The 20,828-nt window shown below is 41.4% G+C and carries 16 protein-coding genes; 7 read left to right on the top strand and 9 right to left on the bottom strand.

Translation table 11 applies throughout. From position 1 onward, the window contains the following. The first annotated feature begins 402 nt into the window (after positions 1–402). Positions 403–1,503, top strand: a complete 1,101-nt coding sequence (locus tag CDC37_RS07295; protein WP_096621163.1) for a glycosyltransferase family 4 protein — start codon at positions 403–405, stop codon at positions 1,501–1,503. Positions 1,504–1,972: 469 nt separating this feature from the next. Here the strand turns inward: CDC37_RS07295 and CDC37_RS07290 are convergent, their stop codons facing one another. From CDC37_RS07290 to CDC37_RS07280, 3 genes are all read right to left on the bottom strand, one after another. Continuing rightward, positions 1,973–2,314: a ribulose bisphosphate carboxylase small subunit gene (locus CDC37_RS07290; protein ID WP_096621162.1), complete on the bottom strand. Its 342-nt coding sequence runs from the start codon at positions 2,312–2,314 to the stop codon at positions 1,973–1,975. Positions 2,315–2,467: 153 nt separating this feature from the next. Further along, the gene (gene rcbX, locus CDC37_RS07285; RefSeq protein WP_096621161.1) at positions 2,468–2,863 is read right to left on the bottom strand and encodes a RuBisCO chaperone RbcX; all 396 of its coding nucleotides are present in this window, start codon (positions 2,861–2,863) and stop codon (positions 2,468–2,470) included. 265 nt (positions 2,864–3,128) lie between these two features. After that, positions 3,129–4,559, bottom strand: coding sequence for a form I ribulose bisphosphate carboxylase large subunit (locus CDC37_RS07280; RefSeq protein WP_096621160.1), 1,431 nt, complete (start codon positions 4,557–4,559; stop codon positions 3,129–3,131). Between the two features lie 815 nt (positions 4,560–5,374). On the opposite strand from CDC37_RS07280, the gene CDC37_RS07275 reads away from it, so the two are divergent. Beyond that, positions 5,375–6,409 carry a ligand-binding sensor domain-containing protein gene (locus CDC37_RS07275; RefSeq protein WP_442861085.1) on the top strand — a complete coding sequence of 345 codons (1,035 nt, stop codon included), beginning with the start codon at positions 5,375–5,377 and terminating at the stop codon, positions 6,407–6,409. 178 nt (positions 6,410–6,587) lie between these two features. On the opposite strand, the gene CDC37_RS07270 is transcribed toward CDC37_RS07275, so the two are convergent. Further along, on the bottom strand, positions 6,588–7,634 hold the full coding sequence (locus CDC37_RS07270) for a glycosyltransferase family 4 protein (RefSeq protein WP_096621158.1): 1,047 nt from the start codon (positions 7,632–7,634) through the stop codon (positions 6,588–6,590). 316 nt (positions 7,635–7,950) lie between these two features. Here CDC37_RS07270 and obgE point away from each other — a divergent pair, with 316 nt between their 5' ends. The 3 genes from obgE (at position 7,951) to CDC37_RS07255 (ending at position 13,189) form a co-directional block, all read left to right on the top strand. Continuing rightward, positions 7,951–8,982, top strand: a complete 1,032-nt coding sequence (gene obgE, locus CDC37_RS07265; RefSeq protein WP_096621157.1) for a GTPase ObgE — start codon at positions 7,951–7,953, stop codon at positions 8,980–8,982. Between the two features lie 1,780 nt (positions 8,983–10,762). Continuing rightward, positions 10,763–12,001 (top strand): CCA tRNA nucleotidyltransferase, encoded by a 1,239-nt coding sequence (locus tag CDC37_RS07260; protein WP_096621156.1) that lies wholly within the window; start codon positions 10,763–10,765, stop codon positions 11,999–12,001. A gap of 267 nt (positions 12,002–12,268) precedes the next feature. After that, entirely contained in the window at positions 12,269–13,189 is a 921-nt protein-coding gene (locus CDC37_RS07255; RefSeq protein ID WP_096621155.1) for an ATP adenylyltransferase family protein, read from the top strand. Between the two features lie 228 nt (positions 13,190–13,417). On the opposite strand, the gene CDC37_RS07250 is transcribed toward CDC37_RS07255, so the two are convergent. Together CDC37_RS07250 and CDC37_RS07245 are read right to left on the bottom strand one after the other, a co-directional pair. Then, entirely contained in the window at positions 13,418–14,317 is a 900-nt protein-coding gene (locus CDC37_RS07250; RefSeq protein ID WP_096621154.1) for a HEAT repeat domain-containing protein, read from the bottom strand. A 495-nt stretch (positions 14,318–14,812) separates the two neighbouring features. Then, positions 14,813–15,196 (bottom strand): hypothetical protein, encoded by a 384-nt coding sequence (locus tag CDC37_RS07245; RefSeq protein WP_231943274.1) that lies wholly within the window; start codon positions 15,194–15,196, stop codon positions 14,813–14,815. A 185-nt stretch (positions 15,197–15,381) separates the two neighbouring features. On the opposite strand from CDC37_RS07245, the gene CDC37_RS07240 reads away from it, so the two are divergent. Further along, positions 15,382–16,206, top strand: a complete 825-nt coding sequence (locus CDC37_RS07240; RefSeq protein ID WP_096621153.1) for an IS982 family transposase — start codon at positions 15,382–15,384, stop codon at positions 16,204–16,206. A gap of 120 nt (positions 16,207–16,326) precedes the next feature. On the opposite strand, the gene CDC37_RS07235 is transcribed toward CDC37_RS07240, so the two are convergent. The 3 genes from CDC37_RS07235 to CDC37_RS07230 are packed head-to-tail and all read right to left on the bottom strand — an operon-like array spanning position 16,327 to position 19,045. Then, entirely contained in the window at positions 16,327–18,234 is a 1,908-nt protein-coding gene (locus tag CDC37_RS07235; RefSeq protein ID WP_255408922.1) for a MinD/ParA family ATP-binding protein, read from the bottom strand. Between the two features lie 33 nt (positions 18,235–18,267). After that, positions 18,268–18,600 (bottom strand): hypothetical protein, encoded by a 333-nt coding sequence (locus tag CDC37_RS25145; RefSeq protein WP_231943270.1) that lies wholly within the window; start codon positions 18,598–18,600, stop codon positions 18,268–18,270. Between the two features lie 13 nt (positions 18,601–18,613). Next, positions 18,614–19,045, bottom strand: a complete 432-nt coding sequence (locus CDC37_RS07230; protein ID WP_096621152.1) for a hypothetical protein — start codon at positions 19,043–19,045, stop codon at positions 18,614–18,616. Positions 19,046–19,459: 414 nt separating this feature from the next. On the opposite strand from CDC37_RS07230, the gene CDC37_RS07225 reads away from it, so the two are divergent. Then, positions 19,460–20,515, top strand: coding sequence for a glycerate kinase (locus CDC37_RS07225; protein WP_096621151.1), 1,056 nt, complete (start codon positions 19,460–19,462; stop codon positions 20,513–20,515). Positions 20,516–20,828 lie beyond the last annotated feature (313 nt).

Below are 20,828 nucleotides of genomic sequence, written 5' to 3'. Positions count from 1 at the left end.
CAAACCTTTCCTAACCCCTCAAAATTACTTGAAAGCTACTCCCAACTCTCCCAACTCCCTATTCCCTACTCCCTACTATAAGCCAATACGCTTGGTGTTAAAGATAACTGTAGGTTTAGGTTGATGCTTTGCATAGACTGTTGATTTTGTGGAAATTTTCCCATAAGTTTGCACAGTTTTTGTGATTATCTCGTCCCTATGCTCCGCGTGGGGACGCATTCTACGAGGGCTACTGCCTCTACATTCTTCAACCCAATCTACCCAATAATCAGGCTTTTAAGTCTAACTGAACTGTATTGTACTATAAGCTACTCCCAACTCCCTATTCCCAACTCCCTATTCCCAACTCCCAACTCCCTACTATAAAATAAACAGGGTTCACCTTCCTTCACCCCAGCACCCATGCGCACCAGCCTACCATCCCATTCCCAATCATGGAAATTACTTTTTGTGACAACACCCGTCGGTGGATTAGGAACAGGATTAGGTGGTGGAGTCGAATTAAGTGTGTATAATATCGCCAAAGAATTAATCCGTCGTGGACACCATTTAGATATTGTTGCTCCCACAGGTTCCCTTTGGGATGAATTTAACATTGTGCAAATCCCTGGAAATCTGCAAACCATAGCCCAAAGTCAACAACGTACCGACCCCATCACATTACCAGCAAATTCCCTTCTCGCTAATATGTGGGATTATGCTCGTCAACAACAAGATCACTACGACCTTATTGTTAACTTTGCTTACGATTGGTTGCCATTTTACCTCACACCCTTTTTCCACACACCCATCGCTCATTTTGTCAGTATGGGTTCCCTTTCCGATGCATTAGACCAGATAATTGTTCAGACAGCCAAGAAATTTCCCCACACCATCGGCTTTTATACTCCTTCCCAAGCAGCAACCTTTCCCGAATTAACACCCCCAGTTTATTACTTAAGTAGTGGTATCGATTTATCTTTGTATGAATTTTGTCCCCACCCCAAACATCAACTCGCTTGGTTAGGACGCATTTCCCCCGAAAAAGGTCTGGAAGATGCAGTCCAAGCAGCACAAATTACCCAAATCCCCCTCAAAATCATGGGAAAAATTCAAGACCAACCATACTGGGAAAAAATACAACAGGATTACCCTAATGCACCCATTGAGTATTTAGGCTTTTTATCTACACAGGAACTACAAGCGGTTGTTCGGGAATGTCAAGCTCTATTAATGACCCCACGGTGGATTGAAGCTTTTGGTAACGTAGCGATTGAAGCTTTAGCTTGTGGTGTTCCCGTTATATCCTATTCCCGTGGAGGACCAGCAGAAATTATCGTTGAAGGGAAAACCGGGTTTATCGTCCCAGCAGATAGTGTCACCGGGTTAGTTGCTGCAATTCAAAAATTAGATACTATCGATCGCAAAGATTGTCGTCAAAGTGCAGAACAGGAATTTTCCCTCGATGCGTTAGGTTCCCGGTTTGAAAACTGGTTTGCACAAATCCTTCAGCAATGGGGATGAATTACAACCGTTTTCAGTTGTGAAAATTTGAATACGGTTCACCTAGAACTTTGATTTTCCTCCTTCAACAAGAAATTCGGATTATGTTAACGTGAATTCGACGAATTATAAACGCTACAATCCCTGTGAATCAATGATTTTGAAAGTTAAGGTTTAAAGTAACCTCATCCATTAGTTGAGAACAAAGTCAATGACTGACTGATTCCAGGTTTAATGATTTTATTCTCAACATCCTATGAGGTTTTTAAAAACTTCTATTTTATACGAATGTTACTGGACAGGAGTTTCAGGCTTTATAAATCATCGAACTCACGTTAATATAAAGGCGCTAAAGTCCCGCTAAGAACCTTTATTTTTTTGACTGTGAACAAAAAAAAAGGAAAGGTTGAATATCCACCTCTCCCTTGATGGAAATATGGGGAAATTATGACATTAAAACCGCTCCCCCGAATGCTTATCCAAACCCAAATTAGTAGCGATAACCACCCTGGTTAGGTTTGTGAACGATAAAGCTGAGAACTTGACACTGCTTAACGTTATCGAAACCAACTACACGGATAAAGCAGTTGGGATACTGAGAACGACAAGCTTGCACTTCGCTCAATACTTCCTGGGTACTACGCGCATTGAACAAAGGTAGTTTCCACATTGTCCAATAGTAAGCTGTTGGCTCAGAATCTTCGTTAAATTCCACTGCTGGAATGTAACCTTGGTTCAAAATGTATTGCACTTGTTTTTGGATTTGAGCGTCGGAAAGGGGAGGAAGATAGGAAAGGGTTTCGTAACGACGCTCTTTTGGTAAAGTTTGCATGGGTGTATCCAACTAAATAACGAGTTTCTAGGTGTATTTTTGACTTTGATTTGTTGCTAGGTAAATTGGCAATTTTCGATTTGGGAGTTAAGTGTATAGCTGTTGCTGATCAACCCCAATCTCAATTGTTTCCCCTCACAAACAAAACGAATCTCAATTTTCAGGTTCAGAGTTATCGGAAAATTCTGATTCAATGGCTGGGTCAGACAAGCTAAATTGCGTAATTCGCTCTAGGTGCTGACGACGATGTTCCATATTTGCACGTTGGATTTCCATCTTTACCATTTCCGGTAGGTATTCGGTGACTTCTTCGGCTAGTAATTCGCGAATTGTCATAATCCGTAAAGCTAAATCCGGATTTTCACGGAATAACTCCTCAATGTACAATTCTCCATTCTGAATCCGGTTCGTCGCCGAAAACTGATGCAACCAAAGTGCTAAAGGTGGATTTGTTTCGTGGAGTTGCCCAAGTACAGTCCGCATCGCCTGATAGGTCAGGTAGCTAGAGAGTGTTTTTGCTGTATCTTTCGCAATTTGCTTTATATCCATGCCTGACTCCAGCCCCTCTAAATTTTAGATTTCGGATTTTGGATTTTGGATTACTCAGCCTACTGTCCTACCCAGAGAAAAATTGGGAAACGACAAGCCTTGCAGGCTATGGATTTTAGATTAACAGGCAAAGATACGCATAAGCTGTATTCTTGGGAACATGCAAGTTAGCCATGAAGATTTATTTGCTTTCACACTTTCCTGTGCATCCCCAAATTATTGCCCTTAACCTAATCCAAAATCTCAAATCACCAATCTAAAATCATCAGACGGTATCCATTGCTTCAAACTCGAACTTGATTTCTTTCCACAGTTCACAAGCCGCAGCCAACTCTGGAGACCATTTCGCAGCTTCACGGATCACGTCGTTACCTTCGCGAGCAAGGTTACGTCCTTCGTTACGAGCTTGGATACACGCTTCTAAGGCTACACGGTTTGCTGTTGCACCCGGAGCATTACCCCAGGGGTGTCCCAAGGTACCACCACCAAACTGAAGTACGGAGTCATCACCAAAAATTTCTACCAAGGCGGGCATGTGCCATACGTGAATACCACCAGAAGCAACTGCCATTACCCCAGGCATGGAAGCCCAATCTTGGGTAAAGTAGATACCGCGAGATTTGTCTTGTTCTATGTAGTTTTCCCGCAATAGGTCAACGAAGCCCATTGTAATGCCCCGTTCACCTTCGAGTTTACCCACCACGGTTCCGGTGTGGATGTGGTCTCCACCAGACATCCGTAAACATTTTGCTAATACCCGGAAGTGAATCCCGTGGTTTCTTTGCCGGTCAATTACCGCGTGCATTGCTCGGTGAATGTGTAATAGCAAACCGTTATCACGACACCATCTAGCCAAGGTGGTATTGGCTGTGAAACCTGCGGTCAGGTAGTCGTGCATGATGATGGGCATTTTCAGTTCTTTAGCAAACTCTGCCCGTTTCAACATTTCTTCACAGGTCGGTGCTGTCACGTTCAAATAGTGACCTTTGATTTCCCCTGTTTCTGCTTGGGCTTTGTGAATCGCATCTGCTACAAACAAAAAGCGATCGCGCCAACGTTGGAATGGCTGGGAGTTAATGTTTTCGTCGTCTTTGGTAAAGTCCAAACCACCACGCAAGCACTCATATACCGCCCGTCCGTAGTTTTTCGCCGATAACCCCAGTTTGGGCTTGATGGTACAACCTAACAAAGGACGACCATATTTATTTAATTTGTCCCGCTCAACCTGGATACCGTGGGGAGGACCTTGGAATGTTTTCAAATAAGCAACGGGTATCCGTAAATCCTCTAGGCGTAATGCCCGCAATGCTTTAAAACCAAACACGTTACCGACAATCGAGGTCAACATGTTGGTGACAGAACCTTCCTCGAACAAGTCCAAGGGATAAGCAACGTAAGCGATATATTGGTTATCTTCACCAGGAACCGGCTCAATGTCATAACAACGACCTTTGTAGCGGTCTAAGTCGGTGAGCAAGTCAGTCCATACCGTTGTCCAGGTACCAGTGGAAGACTCAGCCGCTACCGCCGCACCTGCTTCTTCGGGGGGTACTCCTGGTTGGGGAGTCATCCGGAATGCGGCCAAAATATCTGTATCTTTAGGTGTGTAGTCTGGTGTGTAATAGGTCAGTCTGTAATCTTTTACCCCAGCCTGATACCCTGATTTCGACTGAGTCTTAGTTTGAGCGTAAGACATAATTTCCCTTCCAAGAAGTCACTCGTTATTGATTGCAAATTTACGTTTCGTCTAATTCCCCTCGACCGAACTATGGCAACTTCAGTCGGGATGGTTGCTTGAAATTTCCTTAGCGGAGGAATTCTTGCAAGTCGTGGAAAGCCTACTAGAAATACTTTCTTTAGTCTTTAGTTTTTCAATTTACACAGCACTAAAGGCCTGGACAAAGTTTCAAAACAACATGTCCTGGCTCTCCACATTCTGAATTAAAAACTTTGATTTTGCTTACCAACTAGTATCAACCATCAAAAACCACCTTTAGATTAGGCTGCGTCTAAACATAAACTTGCTGACCAACGGTCGGTTTAAGCCAAAACAACCAGTATGAACAAGCGCTTTGCCAGCGTCTGCTCTCAACTTTAGCTTTAGTGATTGAGCGGTATTTGACTAGGTGGTGGACAAAGGACAAAATTCACTTTATTGCGTAAATTGCAACCTGTAACACAATATATCAAGAAAGGGATAAGTTAACCTTTGAATCTTTTTAACTTTTTGATTTGAATTTCTTATTACATAATTATTTAAACATTTTGTTAAGAATAGTTTACGAAGTGACACATTCGATGTATGGGAAGGTGTCAATTCGCATGAAGAGACGTAATATATTACGTCTCTTATGGAATTAAAAATCTGACGGGGCGTTAATTTTTTTGGTCAATTTGGGCACACTCATATTACCCGCAGCCAATTTCACATTTGTACAGGTTGGGGGCTATGTGTGCAAAGGAACCATGACCGTGCAATTGTTTCGCAAATCGATAACTGTCTGTAGTTTGATGAGTGCTGCATTACTGGGGTTTGCGGTACCACCAGTGAATGGGCAAAGAATATTGGAACTTGATCCATCGGAATTGACTCCAGGATACATTAGAACAGCCCCACCTCCAGGTGGTGATAGATTGCCCAATGAACAGCGTTTACGGGAACGGTTGCAGGAAATAGATTACCGGGTGAACGCCTTGCAACGGGATTTGACTGGAAATTTATGGGTTGGTTCCTGGCGAGGGTTGGCGCGGATTGACCCGAATACAGGTAATATCTTAGCTAGGGTGAGTTTACCGAATCGAGCTATTGGTGCGATCGCTCAGGATAAAGTTGGTCGTTTGTGGGTGGGAACCTACGAAGGTTTAAAGCGAGTAGATTTACGTACCAGTGAAGTTACTGCTCAAAATTTATTACTACCATCTAAACGGGTTTTGTCTTTGTTGGTGGACAGACGGGGTTATGTTTGGGCTGGAACGGATAATGGATTAGCATTGGTTAGTCCTGATCAGGGGTTAATTATGACCACTTTGAAAAATTTGCCGGGGGTAAGTGCAAATGCTATGACCCTGGATGCGGAGGGACAATTGTGGGTCGGGACACTCGATGGATTGGTACGGGTAAATACGGCCAGTGCTAAAATTATGAAGCGGATTGATGGTTTACCGGGAACCAGCGTGCAAACCCTTGCCATTAGTCCCCAGGGTTTAATTTGGGCAGGAATGCCAAATAGTTTGCTGGTAATTAACCCCAGAAATGGGATGGTGATGCGTTCGGTTACACCTTTACGTGGTAGAAATGTGACTTCGGTTAATTTTGCCCAAGATGGTAGCGTTTGGGTGGGAACCCACAATGGCTTATGGCGTTTAAATCCCCATACGGGAGCTGTTTTGGATCAAGTTGCGGGTTTACCATCTAGTCGAGTGTTAGCATTAGCACCAGACACAGGGAATAAACTGTGGATTGGAACCAGTGAAGGGTTAGCCTGGTTAATGCCAAGAATGCCGCGAGCTAGACCCCATTTTGCTTTTACTCGAGCTATTGATTGATTGTTATGGGATTTTGGATTTTGGATTGGAATTATTCGTGACAAACGCGTCATCAGCTTAACTTATTTTTTACCAATTGATTGGAATTGATAACATCAGTAGGTTGTCATCACAAGTATTTTTAGAAGTTGCCATAGATTGGGTTTCTTGAAGAAACCCGACTTCCCAGAGAGAAGACCTACAAAACAGCGTGAAGTTTATTGTTGGCAACCTGGTCGAGAATTTGTGCTAAAGCTTGACCTGCGGCTTCATCTGAGCAGTATTTAGTCGCATAATCATAGGCTGATTGACCCAGGCGATCGCGTAGTTCTGGATTATGCCATAGTTCCTGAATCGCTGCTGCTAAAGCATCAACAGAATTTGGCTCCACTAACCAGCCATTTTCCCCGTGGGTAATATAATCTTCAATCCCATTACATTTACTGGCAATTATGGCTCGTCCCATCCGCATGGCTTCCACTAGGGTGACTTGTCCCGCAGCAGTAATGTTGGGATGGGTATGCAAGGGAATCACGTTAATAATGGCTTTTTGAGCAATTTCCAGACACTGATGACGCTGGATATCAAATAAAGTAGTTACATGGGAAGGAATCGATAATCCAGCGATCGCTCGCTTCCCGGATACGACGACGGTAGGTGTTTTTGTCTGCTCGACGGCTGTAAATAGGGTGGCAAAATCACGATGAGCGGAACCAAGGACGGCAATAAAAGGATTTGTTCTATCTTCAGAACATGTTATGGGTATAGCCGGAACTTGGTAAGGGACAAATACAAATCGCTCCTTGGCAATTCCCAACCATTGATGATAAATCTCGATTTCCCGACGAGTATGGACAACAAAGTAATCAATATCCTGTAAACTTGTCTGTGCTAACCAACGACGAATTCCCAAACTGCAAGTACCCACATTAAATAACCAAGCCACAATCGGAATCCGTTGTCCCCTCAACTTTGCCTGTGTCCCAATCATGGCTGCTAGTTGGGGAAAAACTGTAATCACACCCCCCGATTTGGCTGCTTGCAAAGTTTGCTGTCCATGTTCCCAATATACTAACCATTCTGATACACTTGTAAATTGACTGTGGCGATGATGCCAATTTGCTAACTTTTGAGGACGAGGTACAATATCAAAAGTATGATAACTACCTGGAACATAGGGAACTAACCACTTGGCTGTATGAATATTTGATTTATCGATAAACGGCGCAGCAATTGTCCAATGCATTTGTGTATGGATGATTATAAATTCAAAAGTAATTTTTCAAACTCTCACCGCTAATATATATACAACAAAGTATTTGCGTATAGATAAAAAATTACAACAGTAATTATCTTGTCATTAGTGTTTGGGAATAAACTACATATACTGCTTGTACCAGAACACAATGAAAGAGGCTTTTCCCCGCATCCTCCAGTCGATCCGCTGCACTTCTACACGAATAATTCCCCCATCCTCTGCATGAAATCAGTTCCCCATGTAGTTTGGACACAGCAAAACAGAAAATTAGCTTATACCTACTCCCTATCTCCCCGAACGACCTATGCAATTTATTGATCAAGCAGACATTGAAGTAGAAGCTGGAAAAGGTGGCGATGGAATAGTTGCCTTCCGTCGGGAAAAATACGTTCCGGCGGGTGGTCCTGCTGGTGGTAATGGTGGCAAAGGGGGTTCCGTATATTTTCGGGCGAATGAGGACTTACAAACCCTCTTAGATTTTCGCTACAATCACCGTTTTAAAGCGGCTGACGGTGGTAGGGGTGGTCCGAATAACTGCACAGGAGCGAACGGGAAAGATTTAATTGTAGATGTGCCCTGTGGTACAGTGATTTATAATGCCGAAACGGGAGAGATGATTGGGGATTTAACCTCTGGGGGACAGACTCTGTTGGTGGCAGCTGGTGGTAAAGGTGGATTAGGCAATAAGCATTTTCTCAGTAATCGCAATCGCGCTCCCGAATATGCCTTACCTGGATTACCGGGAGAAATTAAGTTATTGCGGTTAGAATTGAAACTGTTGGCAGAGGTGGGAATTATTGGTTTGCCGAATGCGGGAAAATCCACTTTAATATCTTCTTTATCCGCAGCGCGTCCGAAAATTGCTGATTATCCCTTTACAACCTTAATTCCGAATTTGGGGGTTGTGCGTAAACCGACAGGTGATGGTACGGTATTTGCGGATATACCCGGATTAATTGCAGGTGCTTCCCAGGGTGCGGGTTTAGGACATGATTTTCTGCGACACATCGAACGGACACGGATTTTGTTGCATGTACTCGATGGGACTAGTGCAGACATAATTCAAGATTACACCACGATTCAACAGGAATTAGTGGCTTACGGAAAAGGATTAGAATTGCGATCGCAAATTTTGGCTGTGAACAAAATCGATGCAGTAGATCGGGAAGTGACTGATTTAGCAGTTCTGCAAACCCAGTTAAGTGAAATTAGTGGAACCAAGGTGTTTTTGATTTCTGCTGTCACCCGTGAAGGTTTAGAGGGTTTAATGCAGGAGGTTTGGCAAACCCTGGAGCAGGTCAACCAGGAACAGGTTGATCATTTAGTATCTTTTTGACATACTCCTTGCTCTCAAGTGTGGAAATTCTAGCTTATCGTTTTTGGGAATGGGGAGAGACGCGACATGTCGCGTCTGTAATCTCGAAGGAAAAATCAGCTTTATAACCCCATGTCCAGGGTCAGGACGATAGTCAAAATAGTGATAATTAATACTTGATAAACATACTCTAATATTGATTCTCTTGTACTTTGCAATAAATGAAACTAGAATAATCAACGCTTATAGCTCCTGATATGTAGCAAGCATTAGCGTAAACGATATAAGAACCGTCAAACTCACAATTACGTACGCGAAGCGGGTTGCCGCAGGCTATTACGAATTACTTTTTCAGCAAGCCCTAATTAGACCTACAATGAGCGCGATCGCTCAGAAAAAGGAGGGCAGTTAATAACCTATGTACTCGGTTACTGGGTCTAATGTCTGGGAAGGGAGTAGTACCGAAAAAGGTTAGTTCCCTGGTGAAGGGAATTGAATAAAGAGGGTTTTCCCACAATCTTTGTCAACAAAGCCATCAATCCCCGCTTGATGGAAACCGTTGTCAAGGAGGCAAATGTTAAGTTTTCTGAATAAACCTTGTATATCGATGGCTTAGATGCTAACAATTCTCCCACCTAAACCTACAAAAAAAATGTTAATTGCTGATACCCGGAATCTCGTCCAATAACTAGGTGGAACCTATGTCATTTTCGTCTCAAATACTTACAGTGAAGGGCTTTCATAATTGATGGTGATTATCATTCTCGTACATTAAGGTCTATTAACCCCTGACAGCCCTATATCTATACTAACAGAAACCCTGATTATTAATCAACCCTTTTTCTGAATTTTTTGATTGAATTCAAAAAGTTTTATCTGGATTATTTAGGGTGGTAAATATCTAGATTAAACTTGAATTTTTTGAATATTGGGTGAAGTTGTCATTGCGGGGATACTCAAGCTGATTTTTCTGGTAATTTAGGATACCTACACACGGAGACGATTCGTGCAAATGATCTATCCCAAGGACGGTGATCTTCCCAAGCTCACATCCTGCACCAAGAGAAGTTGATGGATGTTAAATACTCAGTATAAATCTAGAAGTATTGATTTAGCGATAAAAGCAAACGATCGCACTGTGTCTTTATTGCATAACTTTTAAATTTGCAGAGGTACAAGATAGAAGTAAACGCAAGGTGCTACGCGATCGCCTAGCAACTCCCCTAGAGTATACCTATCAAAAAATGTTAATCGCTAATACCCGAAATCTCGTTCAATATCTGGGTGGAACCTATGTCATTTTCCTCTCCCAGACTTACAGCGAGGGCTTTGTAATCCTATGGCGATTATCATTCTCACATAGTAGGATAGATCATCCCCTGACAGCTATATTGTGAGAATAGCAGAAACCCTGATTATTAATCAACCTTTTTGAAAATTTTTTGAATGAATGGGATTTGTGGTCTAACCTTGAATTTTATGGTGATTGCCTAAATCCGAAACTTCCACGGGGTCAACGAGATGCGATCGCAAAATAACCAGCCTACGGCCGTACCTATCTACAGTTTTGAATTTCACATATTTTTGGCATTTTATTCTAGAAATCTCCTAAGTCTTGGACTAGCTTTATTGTATCGAATTTGTCATAAAATCCCCTCCAGGAACAAAAACAGAGGGGAAAATTAACTGGACAAACCACTACTGCGATTGTTCAATCAGTATAACAACCCCTGTATTCTGGGAAAAAATAGAGGAGCATTCTGTCCCCCTATTTCTTCCCAATCCTGTATGGTATTCTCCTATGATTGACGTTCTCTTCCCCCAAAACTACCCCTTTGACTTTAATTTAATGCCCAAAGAAGCCTATTTAGTGGGGGGTGCGGTACGGGATGCCTTACTAGGCAGAAAACGGGAATACCTGGATTTAGATTTTATTGTCCCGGAGAATGCGATCGCCATTGCTCAAAAAATTGCCCGTGCATCTGCTGCTGGATTTGTGGTTCTGGACAAGGAGCGTCAGATTGCCAGGGTTGTGTTTGCCAACGGAACTGTGGATATTGCTCAACAGGAAGGTGATAATTTAATTGCTGATTTGCACCGACGGGATTTTCGGATCAATGCGATCGCCTACCATCCCCATACTCAGGAAATTATCGATCCGTTGGCTGGTCAAGCTGATTTAGATGCGGGTATTCTACGGATGATTTCAGTCGCAAATCTCCAAGATGATCCGTTACGACTGCTACGCGCCTACCGTCAAGCTGCCCAATTAGATTTTACCATTGAACCCCAGACTCAAGACGCAATTCGCCAATTAGCCCCCCTGTTACAAAATATTGCTCCGGAACGGGTACGGGTGGAACTTACCTATCTCCTGACTGATAGTAAGGGTACAAACTGGTTAATTTCAGCTTTTGAGGATGGACTGTTAAATCAGTTTTTCCCCAGTGCTAACCGGGAGGATTATCTACGTCTGCGACAGGTTGATATCCAAGCTGCAATCATTTCCCAAAGATGGGAAGAAATCGGTTGGCAACTTCAACAGCCCATCCGTGATACGATTAAAACTACCTGGCTGGCCATTGCAAAACTGAGTTGTTTGGTTAATTCCGATCCAGATGGGGCGGAACGGGAACTAATGGCACTAACTTACAGTCGTGCAGAAATTAGGGGTGTCATAACCACGTTAAAACTGCTCCCGCAACTAAAATCCCCAATGAAATCGTTGCGAGAACAGTATTTATTATTCCAAAATGCGGGAATTGTATTCCCTGCTACGTGCGTTGTCGCCGCCGCACATGATACTTTGGTAGGGGAAATAGCACCCTTAATTACCCGCTACCTTAACCCTGATGATCCGGTTGCTCATCCCAGTCAGATTCTGACTGGGGGAGATATTATTCTAGCACTAAAAATCCCAGCGTCTCCACTTATTGGTAAATTATTAACAGAAGTTGCGATCGCCCAAGCGGAAGGTTTGGTGACAACCCGTGAGCAAGCATTGGATTTTGTGCGAAAGATCCACTTGCAGGGGGAATAGGTTTTTCATGGTACGAATTACGAATGTAGCAACATGTCCCGTTGATGGGAGTTTCGATTTCACAATTGTCCCAGATTGATTCTGGCATTGCTGAATTTGGGCATGGATTATAATCTTCTACAATTTTGTCCGAAAACCAAAATCATCGTAGACGTGGCAATGCTACGTCTCTACACAACGTAATGTAAAATTTTCAATTCAGATATAATTATTTTCATTCATCACATCAGCAATACCCCATAGGTCAATTTCAATCGATTCACCGCAATGGATACGGAAAATCCCCCCAGATTTAGATTACAACCGGGCACACTCAGGGAATGTCTGGAAAAAACTACACAGCAAGCTTTACAAACGGGTGCTTTACAACCTGTTCCCACAGATTACGAGTTGTTGGAACAGGATGGGGTAAATTTTTTAGTGAGAATTTTGGCTAATTTGCGGCGTAAGGATGCGGCGAAGGTGGTACAGGATGAGAAAACACGTGTATCAGGAAAAGAATTTAATCCGTTTTTACCCTACGAAGCAGATTTATGGGTGGGTGATATTTCGGATACCCACGTGTGTATTTTAAATAAATTCAATGTGGTTGAGCAGCATTTGCTGATGATTACGAGAGGATTTGTAGACCAGGAATACTTGTTAGATGAACAAGATTTCGCCGCGATCGCATTTTGTTTGCAGGAAATGGATGGGCTGGTTTTTTACAATGGTGGCAAATTAGCTGGTGCCAGTCAAAAGCATAAACATTTACAGATGGTTCCCTTCCCCTTGGTTCCGAATGGGATTAATTACCCTCTAGAAGTATTATTTAACCAGCAAATAGACAAAAAGGTATCCACCATACCACAGCTACCATTTTTTCATAAAATTGCATCTGTGGAAAGAGAATGGCAAAATCACCAAGATGTCATTGCCAGAAACCTATATAATCAATACCGCAATTTGCTAGCAGAATTAGGGATAACAGCCCTAGAAAACAACCGACAATCGGCTGCCTACAACCTACTGTTAACCAGACAAAGGATGATTATAGTACCGCGATCGCAGGAAGAGTATCACGGTATTTCCATCAATTCCCTTGGTTTTGCCGGAGCATTACTAGTACGCCAGCGATCGCAAATACAACAGCTAGTAACGGAAGGCATATTAAATTTACTCACCCACGTCGGCATCCCTCGCCATTAAATACTTATAGTTTGTAATTTATGTAGGATGAAGTAAGTCAGTACAAATAAACATAATCATATCAATCCTACTAAGATGATTCGTCAACGCAGGAGCGGCTGAAATCAAGTCCTGGAAAGGGATAGCACGTAAATCGGATTTAGTAGGATTGCTATATGTAACGTAATTAGGTATCAGATGGAGATTAAAAAAATTCGTAATTACAAATTACGAATTACGAATTACGAATTATATTAAACGGTTTTGATTCAAGATAGCTAATAACCTTTCGATTTGCGATTTGCGTAACCGGGAACTACGTTCTTTTTTCAAGGTTTGTAGGGGATTTTGAATCGATTTAATCGCTTCCGGACGGAATTTTGGATTCGGTCGAGAAACCAACTTGAAAGCAATTTCCATATACTTAATCGTCTGTTCCAACTCCGAATTGGACAACTGACTACTCCGTTCCGATAAAGCCCAACCGATATTACCAATTGCATAGGCAACACTATGGCGCACCGAATCATCCCGATCCCCCAAACTATCCACCAAAGCAGACATCGCCGGTGCTGCATCCACACCAATTCCCCCCAATGCATAGGCAGCAGTCAACCGCACCCACATATCCTCATCCCGCAAAGTTTTGATTAAATGGGGAACCGCAGTCGTTGCATCCTTACCCAATCTGGACAAAGAATGGGCAGAATTGAAGCGAATAGTCGGATTTGGGTCACTTAACCCCTGCACCAAATAGGGAACCAATGCTGCTTTCCCCAAGCGATTTAAAGCTTGAGCAGCAGCTTGACGCACGGACTTGTCAGTATCTTTTAATGCCCGTGATAACACCGGAACCGCAGCACCTGCATCTGCACCAATTTGTCCTAAAGCTTGAATCGCATATACACGCACCTGGGGATTTTGGTGTTCTGCTGCTGTGATTAATTGGGGGACTGCATTTTTCCCCAAGCGGACTAATCGATCCATAGCCGCTTGTTTTTCCTGAGTTGTTCCCCGTTCCAGCTTTTGGATTTCCGCGTTAACTTCAGGAATTTGGGCAATTACTTGGGGGATAAACGTCAGAGAGAGGACACAGGGAAGGATTATTTTGGGAATCAAATCGGATATTGGTGGGAGTAAGTTAGGCATTGTCGATGTAAACTAGGTATTATCAATATTAATTTTCACTGTGGCAATTATAGGTATTTTCAGGCTGAGATCACAGAATACAATCATCCCACAGCATTGATACTGTATTGTGTTATTAACTTGGAAGCACACAAGAGCCAGTTTGTTTCCCAAAGCAGAATTTGACACCAGAAGCTTATTCCCACTCCCTGCTTTCCAACGAGTTGATGCGATCGCACAGAAATGACACCGAAGAAGAAGCTAAATTTAAGGGTTTTTAAAAACCTATTTTCATTGGACTAAAGCTGTGCAGATTCCAGCGAATATGCAAAAACAAAAAGTTACCCCAGCAACAAGACGTTGTACCTGAAAATCTATACTTTTACTCGTTCCCCATTTCCCTAATACACTCTACCCTGTAGGGGATACTTATGTTGCAAAAAGTACTTTTACGGTTTTTACCGTTGATGCGATCGCACACAAACTGCAAACTCCAGAAATTCCATAATAACCTGACTATATTGCACCTCTACGACTCATCCCAAAACCGTATACATAGATATCGGCAAATTTATAGCGCTGTTCCTTTTCTCTCCATTCGGCTAGACCGATTTCTCCCAGTAAATTGATAAAATCATCAAATGAATACGTCCCATCTTGTGCTGATTGTTGCCAGATATTTTGCAGGTCTTCTTGTGACATGAGAGCGGAGACACCCTGGAGAGCAGCAAAGAATTTACTGAGATAGGGATATTCTTCCCTAATTGCATTACAGCGTTCCTCAGAAGCCTTCTTTAACCCAATCTCTAGGGATTTTTCCCGAAGTAAACGGTCATTTGGCGATTTAATCGAGGATTGTCCTTGGTAACTTAATTCTTGTTCTTTTGCGCCTTTGAGCAATATACTTAGACTGCGGGGAAATGTAGTTCCACTGGAGTCAGTTAAGCGTTCATAAACCCATCGAGATACGTATTTAGCTTTATTAACCCAAGTTGCTAGTTACTCTTCGCCAGCGCTTCGCGCTGGCGTGTCGCGTCACAATTTATAATAAAATCCCCTCCAAGAAGAAAAAAACGGAGGGGAATATGTTAAACGAAATAATTACTGTTTATGCTATCACTGATGACTTACTTAAAGCAATTGGTCATCATGATGATTGCCGTAGAAATATGAGTGATGCAGAAATTATGACAACGGCACTAATTGCAGCAATGTTTTTCTATGGTAATCATAGCAAGGCTTGTTGCTACATGAAAGAGCATAATCTTATTCCCAATATGTTAGATAAATCACGATTTAATAGAAGATTACACGGTATTTCGATGTTAATAAATGACTTATTTCATCAAATAGGTATGATACTAAAGGAGACTAGTGATTGTACTGAATATCTTTTAGATTCTTTTCCCGTACCAATGTGCGACAATATCCGTATTTTTAATGTCAAACTAATTAAGTCGGAAGATTATAGAGGTTATATTGCATCAAAGAAACGCTATTTTTATGGAGTTAGAGTTCAACTTTTAACTACTAAAAGTGGTATTCCTGTTGAGTTCGTATTTATGCCTGGTAGTGCTAATGATTCAAGAGCGTTAAATGCACTGCCATTAAATTTGCCACCAGGGAGTGAAGTGTATGGTGACTCTGCATACACGGATTATACAGCAGAAGATGACTTAAAAATAACTAGTCAAATTAACTTGAAAGTTATGCGAAAAAAGAATTCTCAGCGTCAAGACGAGCCGTGGAATCATTATATTAAGCAACATACCAGGCATTATATAGAGACTATTTTCAGTGCTATCACTTACCTTTTTCCCAAGTCAATTCATGCAGTCACATTTGATGGATTTCTATTGAAGATAGAAGCATTTATTTTTGCTTTTACTTTAAAACAAGCATTTATATAGCAAGTATTTTTTTTACTTCAATTAACTAAGCATATCTTGTGGGTTGCGCGTAGCGCAACCACACAACTTTGCGCGTGAAAACACGTGACTCCGGGTGCTTCGCACCCTGGAGTCCGATAACTAGCAACTTGGGTTATTACCGCTTCTTCGCCGACTTCCCCAAAGTAATTCTAAAGCTCGTTCGACAGTTTCTTCGTTTGCTTGGTCAATACTCTCAATGGGGGAAAATCTATCAACCAAGTTTTTAAATTTCTCTGATTGAATTGCCTGACGAAGTGCTAATCGTAAAAAGTCAATTCTAGTCCACTGTAAGAAAATATCACGTCCATTAAAATGACTTTTATTATCAAAATTCAAGCGATTCCAAATATCTTCCCTTAAGAAGATTTTAAACCTAATTGCTGTCAAACGACGAGCATCACAGGATTGGACAAATTGAAATAAACCAGTTAAAGCCTTGTGTCTAACTTCTCCCTCTTCTGGAAAGTCCTCATCTAGGTCGTCGTAAAGAAACCAGATAATTTGAGATGAATTTTTAGCTTTTTCATCAATAATATCGATGGCATCTTTAACTTTTAGTTGCAAACTAGATTCAGTGGATAATTGAATTAATGCTTGGGTATGTTCTGATTGCCATCTATTTGGGGGGAGAGCATCTATAATTTGTTTCAAGTCACTAAATTTTTCTTTATCTTTACCTTTATGGGGAACACTAAAATACTGTTCATGATAACTTCTTAAAAATAAATAACCTCTCCAAAATGCTTCCCAAGAACCGTCTTTTTTTTGCAGTTCTCGATGTATCACTCGAAATTCATCACGAGATGGACGACTCTCACAAAATCTACCGTGAGCAGAGAAGCAACGTTTACTATCTAATCGACCACTGGCTAATTTTTTTGCCACTGGTTCATGTTTTAACAATAGCCAATAAAGAGCCGTTTTACCAGTTCCTTTCCGACCTCTGATTAAACAAGTTGTGTCATCTAAAAACCTGCTAAAATCAGTCGTGCGTTGAAACAACAAACTAAGATTTTGGTTTTGATCTGCGGCATTTACTTCTGGAAATTGGAGACTTTCAATAATTTCCCAACGACTATCCATACTACTTAAAACAGTTTTCCGTTTTAAGTCATCAGCTTCCTCATCAATTAAGTTGGCAATTTTAGTATAGTAATCAACTAATGCTGGTACAGGATAGTTTTCTGCTAGAGCAATGGGTGGAAGATAGGGAACTACTAATGGTTCAGAAATATCAGATTGGGAATCACTTGTATCCGTATCCGTTTCAGTTTCATTTGTTTCATCCTCATTACTTCCGTCATTTTCATCGCTATGTTCATGAATGCTTTTAATGTTTGCCGACAGACTTTTCCAGATTTTTCTGACCTTAGCCATCCCACTATCAGTGATATCTGGAACTGGGGTAAAAACGAAATTTATGGATATATTTTTGAGAACTTGAAGTGATTGCAAAAGCGAATCTATTCCCTGTTGATTTTGCTCATTCGGAAATAAAAAGACAATTACTTCGTCTGCTGCTTGCAATAATGAAAAAGCACCCCATTGATTAATTCCCGTTCGCGAATCAACTAAGAGAATATCTGGTTTTAAGTGTTCTTGAATTTCCTGACTAAAAATAGACCAAAGACTTTCGCCACTATCAATAATAGTAGTAGCTCGTAAGTCATCAACCTTAGTAATATAATCCAGACTGAGAAAACCAGCAGGAACAACAAATAATCTACCCGTGGCATTAGGTATCCTCACTTCACCAAATATCTCTGCAACAGAAATACTGGGTTCTAATCCTTCTGGTAAGTAAGAACGCTCATAGAAATAATCAACAATCCCATACCGTGGTTTTGGTTGGAGATGGAATGCAGTACTTAATCCTGGTGCTTCTAAATCTAAATCAACAGCAACAACTTTACGACCTCGCTGTGCGAGAATCCAAGCAACATGTGTTAAGGCTGTAGTTCTACCCACCCCTCCTTTAAAAGAGTAAAATGTTACTGTTCGTGGTATACCTGGTGTACGCTGAGTCAGTTTATGTTCATTTTATGGGTTCGCTGCACTAATGGCTAAATCTTGCCAGGTATAAATAGGTACTTCACAAATGGCTGGTGGAGGGGATATGTCGAGAGATTTTGCTTCTTGAGGGGTATATAAGGAAAGAAAACCCGGAGATAAAGAAATCTGTGATTGGTGGAGGAGATTGAGAACTTGCTCTTTGCGCTGAGGTATAGATAAATTGAAGAAGCGATCGCTAACAACTGTTAAGTTCAATAAGCCAGATGTGGAAATGTTAACTTCTAACCATTCTTTCCCTGGGTCACTGATATACTCTGCTGTGATTAAATGTTTTAGGGTAGCAGGCAAAGTCTCTGGCATTATCCAATTCTCCTTAGAGGGAAGTGGCTTGTTTTTGTAACCACTGGAGTAAGCGCTGGTATTTATCTAGCCAATTTTTGTAACTTGTATGATTTGGCTCACTACAACAATAACGCATATCAATAAAATGTTGACTAGGGGTTTCAACTTGCTCAAACCACTTTCTCACTTCTGGAAACTTATCTATTCTTGATTTTAAGCGATTGTGTCGATTTAGAGCCTCAGTATAGCTATGACCTGGATTCGTAATCGTATGTCCAGGACTATTTGAGTCTGTTTTCCATTCATGACTTGCTCCCCTGGGAAAACTAGCCATAATCATTGATTTTAGTAAGCACTCAATGGTAATTCCCCCAAAGTGCATAGCAGCAATTTTTCGCTGACAATTATGCAGTGTTTCCGTGTCAGAATGGCGTTGCATAAAAGCAGACTGGTAATCTTCCATAATTTAGGTTGTGCAACAAGAGGTGATGTAGATAGTATACTGAAATTGTCACATTTGTTGATCCAATTGAGAAACAGGTCTAAATTAATTCAGTTTCTCATCTAGCACCCATGAATTTAACTTTAAGTAAGGTTTGCTGAAAAAGTCTTTTCGTGGGGGTAGGGAACAGTCAGTGATGGAAGTCGGGAATAGTTTTAACCATTTCGATTCCAATGTTAGTAGGCTGCAAAAATTACAAATGCCAAGTTTTTAAGTCATATCCATTTGGAAAGCACTTTTGGCGACTAAGATGCCCTCTAATTCTTAGAATATAAGAGTTTTACTATTTTTCAGCAAGCCCTAAATATCCAAAATGAAACAGGGTAAGTTACGGCTAACAAATCCAAAATCTCAAATCTTAAAATCGCCAAATTCATGGATGATAACTACCTGTGGTTGGAGCAAATCCTAGAATCCGACACGATAGACACAATTAAACCAGAATTAATTGCATCTGCGGTGAAAACAACCCTTGCGGAAACCGAGGATTGTTTTGCCTGGGGAATTAACCCGGTGAATGGAGGCGAACATGTTGCAGCGCGAATTCGCCTTTTAAAACAGGTTTATCCAGAGATTGCAAATTTTGTCCGTACCCAGATAAAGGCACCCATTCAAGCCATATTACCAACCCTGTGGAGGTTTTGGCTTCCCTTAGCAATGGATATAGCTCAAACTCGGCACAACTTAGGATATCCTCTGGTGCAGGGAATCCTGGGGGGACAGGGAACGGGAAAAACTACTTTGACCAAAATTTTAAACTTGACACTACCTCATTTAGGCTATAGAAGTGCCAGTTTGTCAATAGATGATTTATATTTAACCTATGAAGAACGTTGTCAACTCCGGGAAAAAGATCCCAGATTAATTTGGCGTGGACCACCGGGAACCCATGATATTCAATTGGGGTTAGAAACCATTAGTCAATTTCGTGCTGGTCATCCCCAACTTTCCCTACCCAGATTTGACAAATCCTTACATGGGGGAATGGGCGATCGCGCGATCGCTGAAGTTGTTAGTAATATCGATATTCTCCTCTTTGAAGGTTGGTTTGTCGGGGTCAGACCGATTGCGGTGTCAGTTTTTAAAAACCCTCCACCTCCCATTTGCAGCCATAGCGATACAATATTTGCTATCGACATGAATCAGACATTAAATAATTATTTACCCCTATGGCAACAGTTAGATAAATTACTGGTATTATACCCCCGTAATTACCGTTTTTCCCTAGAATGGCGTAAACAAGCTGAACGGGAAATGATAGCTCAAGGCAAAACCGGAATGACAGATAATCAAATCGAGGAGTTCGTCAATTACTTTTGGTGTGCATTACACCCGGAATTATTTATCAAACCCCTGCTTAAATCCAAGGATGCTGATTTAGTAATTGAAATTACTGCTGACCATCAATTTGAGCGAATTTTTAAACCATAAATCGGGAAAAACAGAGAGAATAAATTGGATTTGAGGTTTGAGATAATTAGGAATTAACAAAGACCAGTATCAGTCATTGGTAAGTTGTGCGATCGCACACCATAAAGAACTACAAAAAATTAAATATTGCCAGAAAAAAAATTCCTACGTTCTAATTGCATTTCTGATGGCAAGGCTGAGAGCCTTGTCAATAGAAGCTTGTAGGTTTTAGAACAAGTCTAATAGGCTCAAAGGGTGTATTTGTCGTGCTCAACTGTACAGACGCAATATATCGCATCTATTCCTACTCCCAAAAAACGAGCTTGTTAAGCAT

This window comes from Calothrix sp. NIES-3974 (assembly GCF_002368395.1).
In the GTDB taxonomy this organism is placed as follows: domain Bacteria; phylum Cyanobacteriota; class Cyanobacteriia; order Cyanobacteriales; family Nostocaceae; genus NIES-3974.
This window is presented reverse-complemented; position numbering and strand designations above follow the sequence as displayed.

What these genes read in the sequence shown, in the direction of transcription:
- CDC37_RS07250 (WP_096621154.1), bottom strand. Translation starts at nt 14,317, where the DNA reads ATGCCTAACTTACTCCCACCAATATCCGATTTGATTCCCAAAATAATC.
- CDC37_RS25145 (WP_231943270.1), bottom strand. Translation starts at nt 18,600, where the DNA reads ATGCCAGAGACTTTGCCTGCTACCCTAAAACATTTAATCACAGCAGAG.
- CDC37_RS07230 (WP_096621152.1), bottom strand. Translation starts at nt 19,045, where the DNA reads ATGGAAGATTACCAGTCTGCTTTTATGCAACGCCATTCTGACACGGAA.
- CDC37_RS07225 (WP_096621151.1), top strand. Translation starts at nt 19,460, where the DNA reads ATGGATGATAACTACCTGTGGTTGGAGCAAATCCTAGAATCCGACACG.
- CDC37_RS07260 (WP_096621156.1), top strand. Translation starts at nt 10,763, where the DNA reads ATGATTGACGTTCTCTTCCCCCAAAACTACCCCTTTGACTTTAATTTA.
- CDC37_RS07270 (WP_096621158.1), bottom strand. Translation starts at nt 7,634, where the DNA reads ATGCATTGGACAATTGCTGCGCCGTTTATCGATAAATCAAATATTCAT.
- CDC37_RS07275 (WP_442861085.1), top strand. Translation starts at nt 5,375, where the DNA reads ATGAGTGCTGCATTACTGGGGTTTGCGGTACCACCAGTGAATGGGCAA.
- CDC37_RS07255 (WP_096621155.1), top strand. Translation starts at nt 12,269, where the DNA reads ATGGATACGGAAAATCCCCCCAGATTTAGATTACAACCGGGCACACTC.
- CDC37_RS07240 (WP_096621153.1), top strand. Translation starts at nt 15,382, where the DNA reads ATGTTAAACGAAATAATTACTGTTTATGCTATCACTGATGACTTACTT.
- CDC37_RS07290 (WP_096621162.1), bottom strand. Translation starts at nt 2,314, where the DNA reads ATGCAAACTTTACCAAAAGAGCGTCGTTACGAAACCCTTTCCTATCTT.
- CDC37_RS07280 (WP_096621160.1), bottom strand. Translation starts at nt 4,559, where the DNA reads ATGTCTTACGCTCAAACTAAGACTCAGTCGAAATCAGGGTATCAGGCT.
- obgE (WP_096621157.1), top strand. Translation starts at nt 7,951, where the DNA reads ATGCAATTTATTGATCAAGCAGACATTGAAGTAGAAGCTGGAAAAGGT.
- rcbX (WP_096621161.1), bottom strand. Translation starts at nt 2,863, where the DNA reads ATGGATATAAAGCAAATTGCGAAAGATACAGCAAAAACACTCTCTAGC.
- CDC37_RS07295 (WP_096621163.1), top strand. Translation starts at nt 403, where the DNA reads ATGCGCACCAGCCTACCATCCCATTCCCAATCATGGAAATTACTTTTT.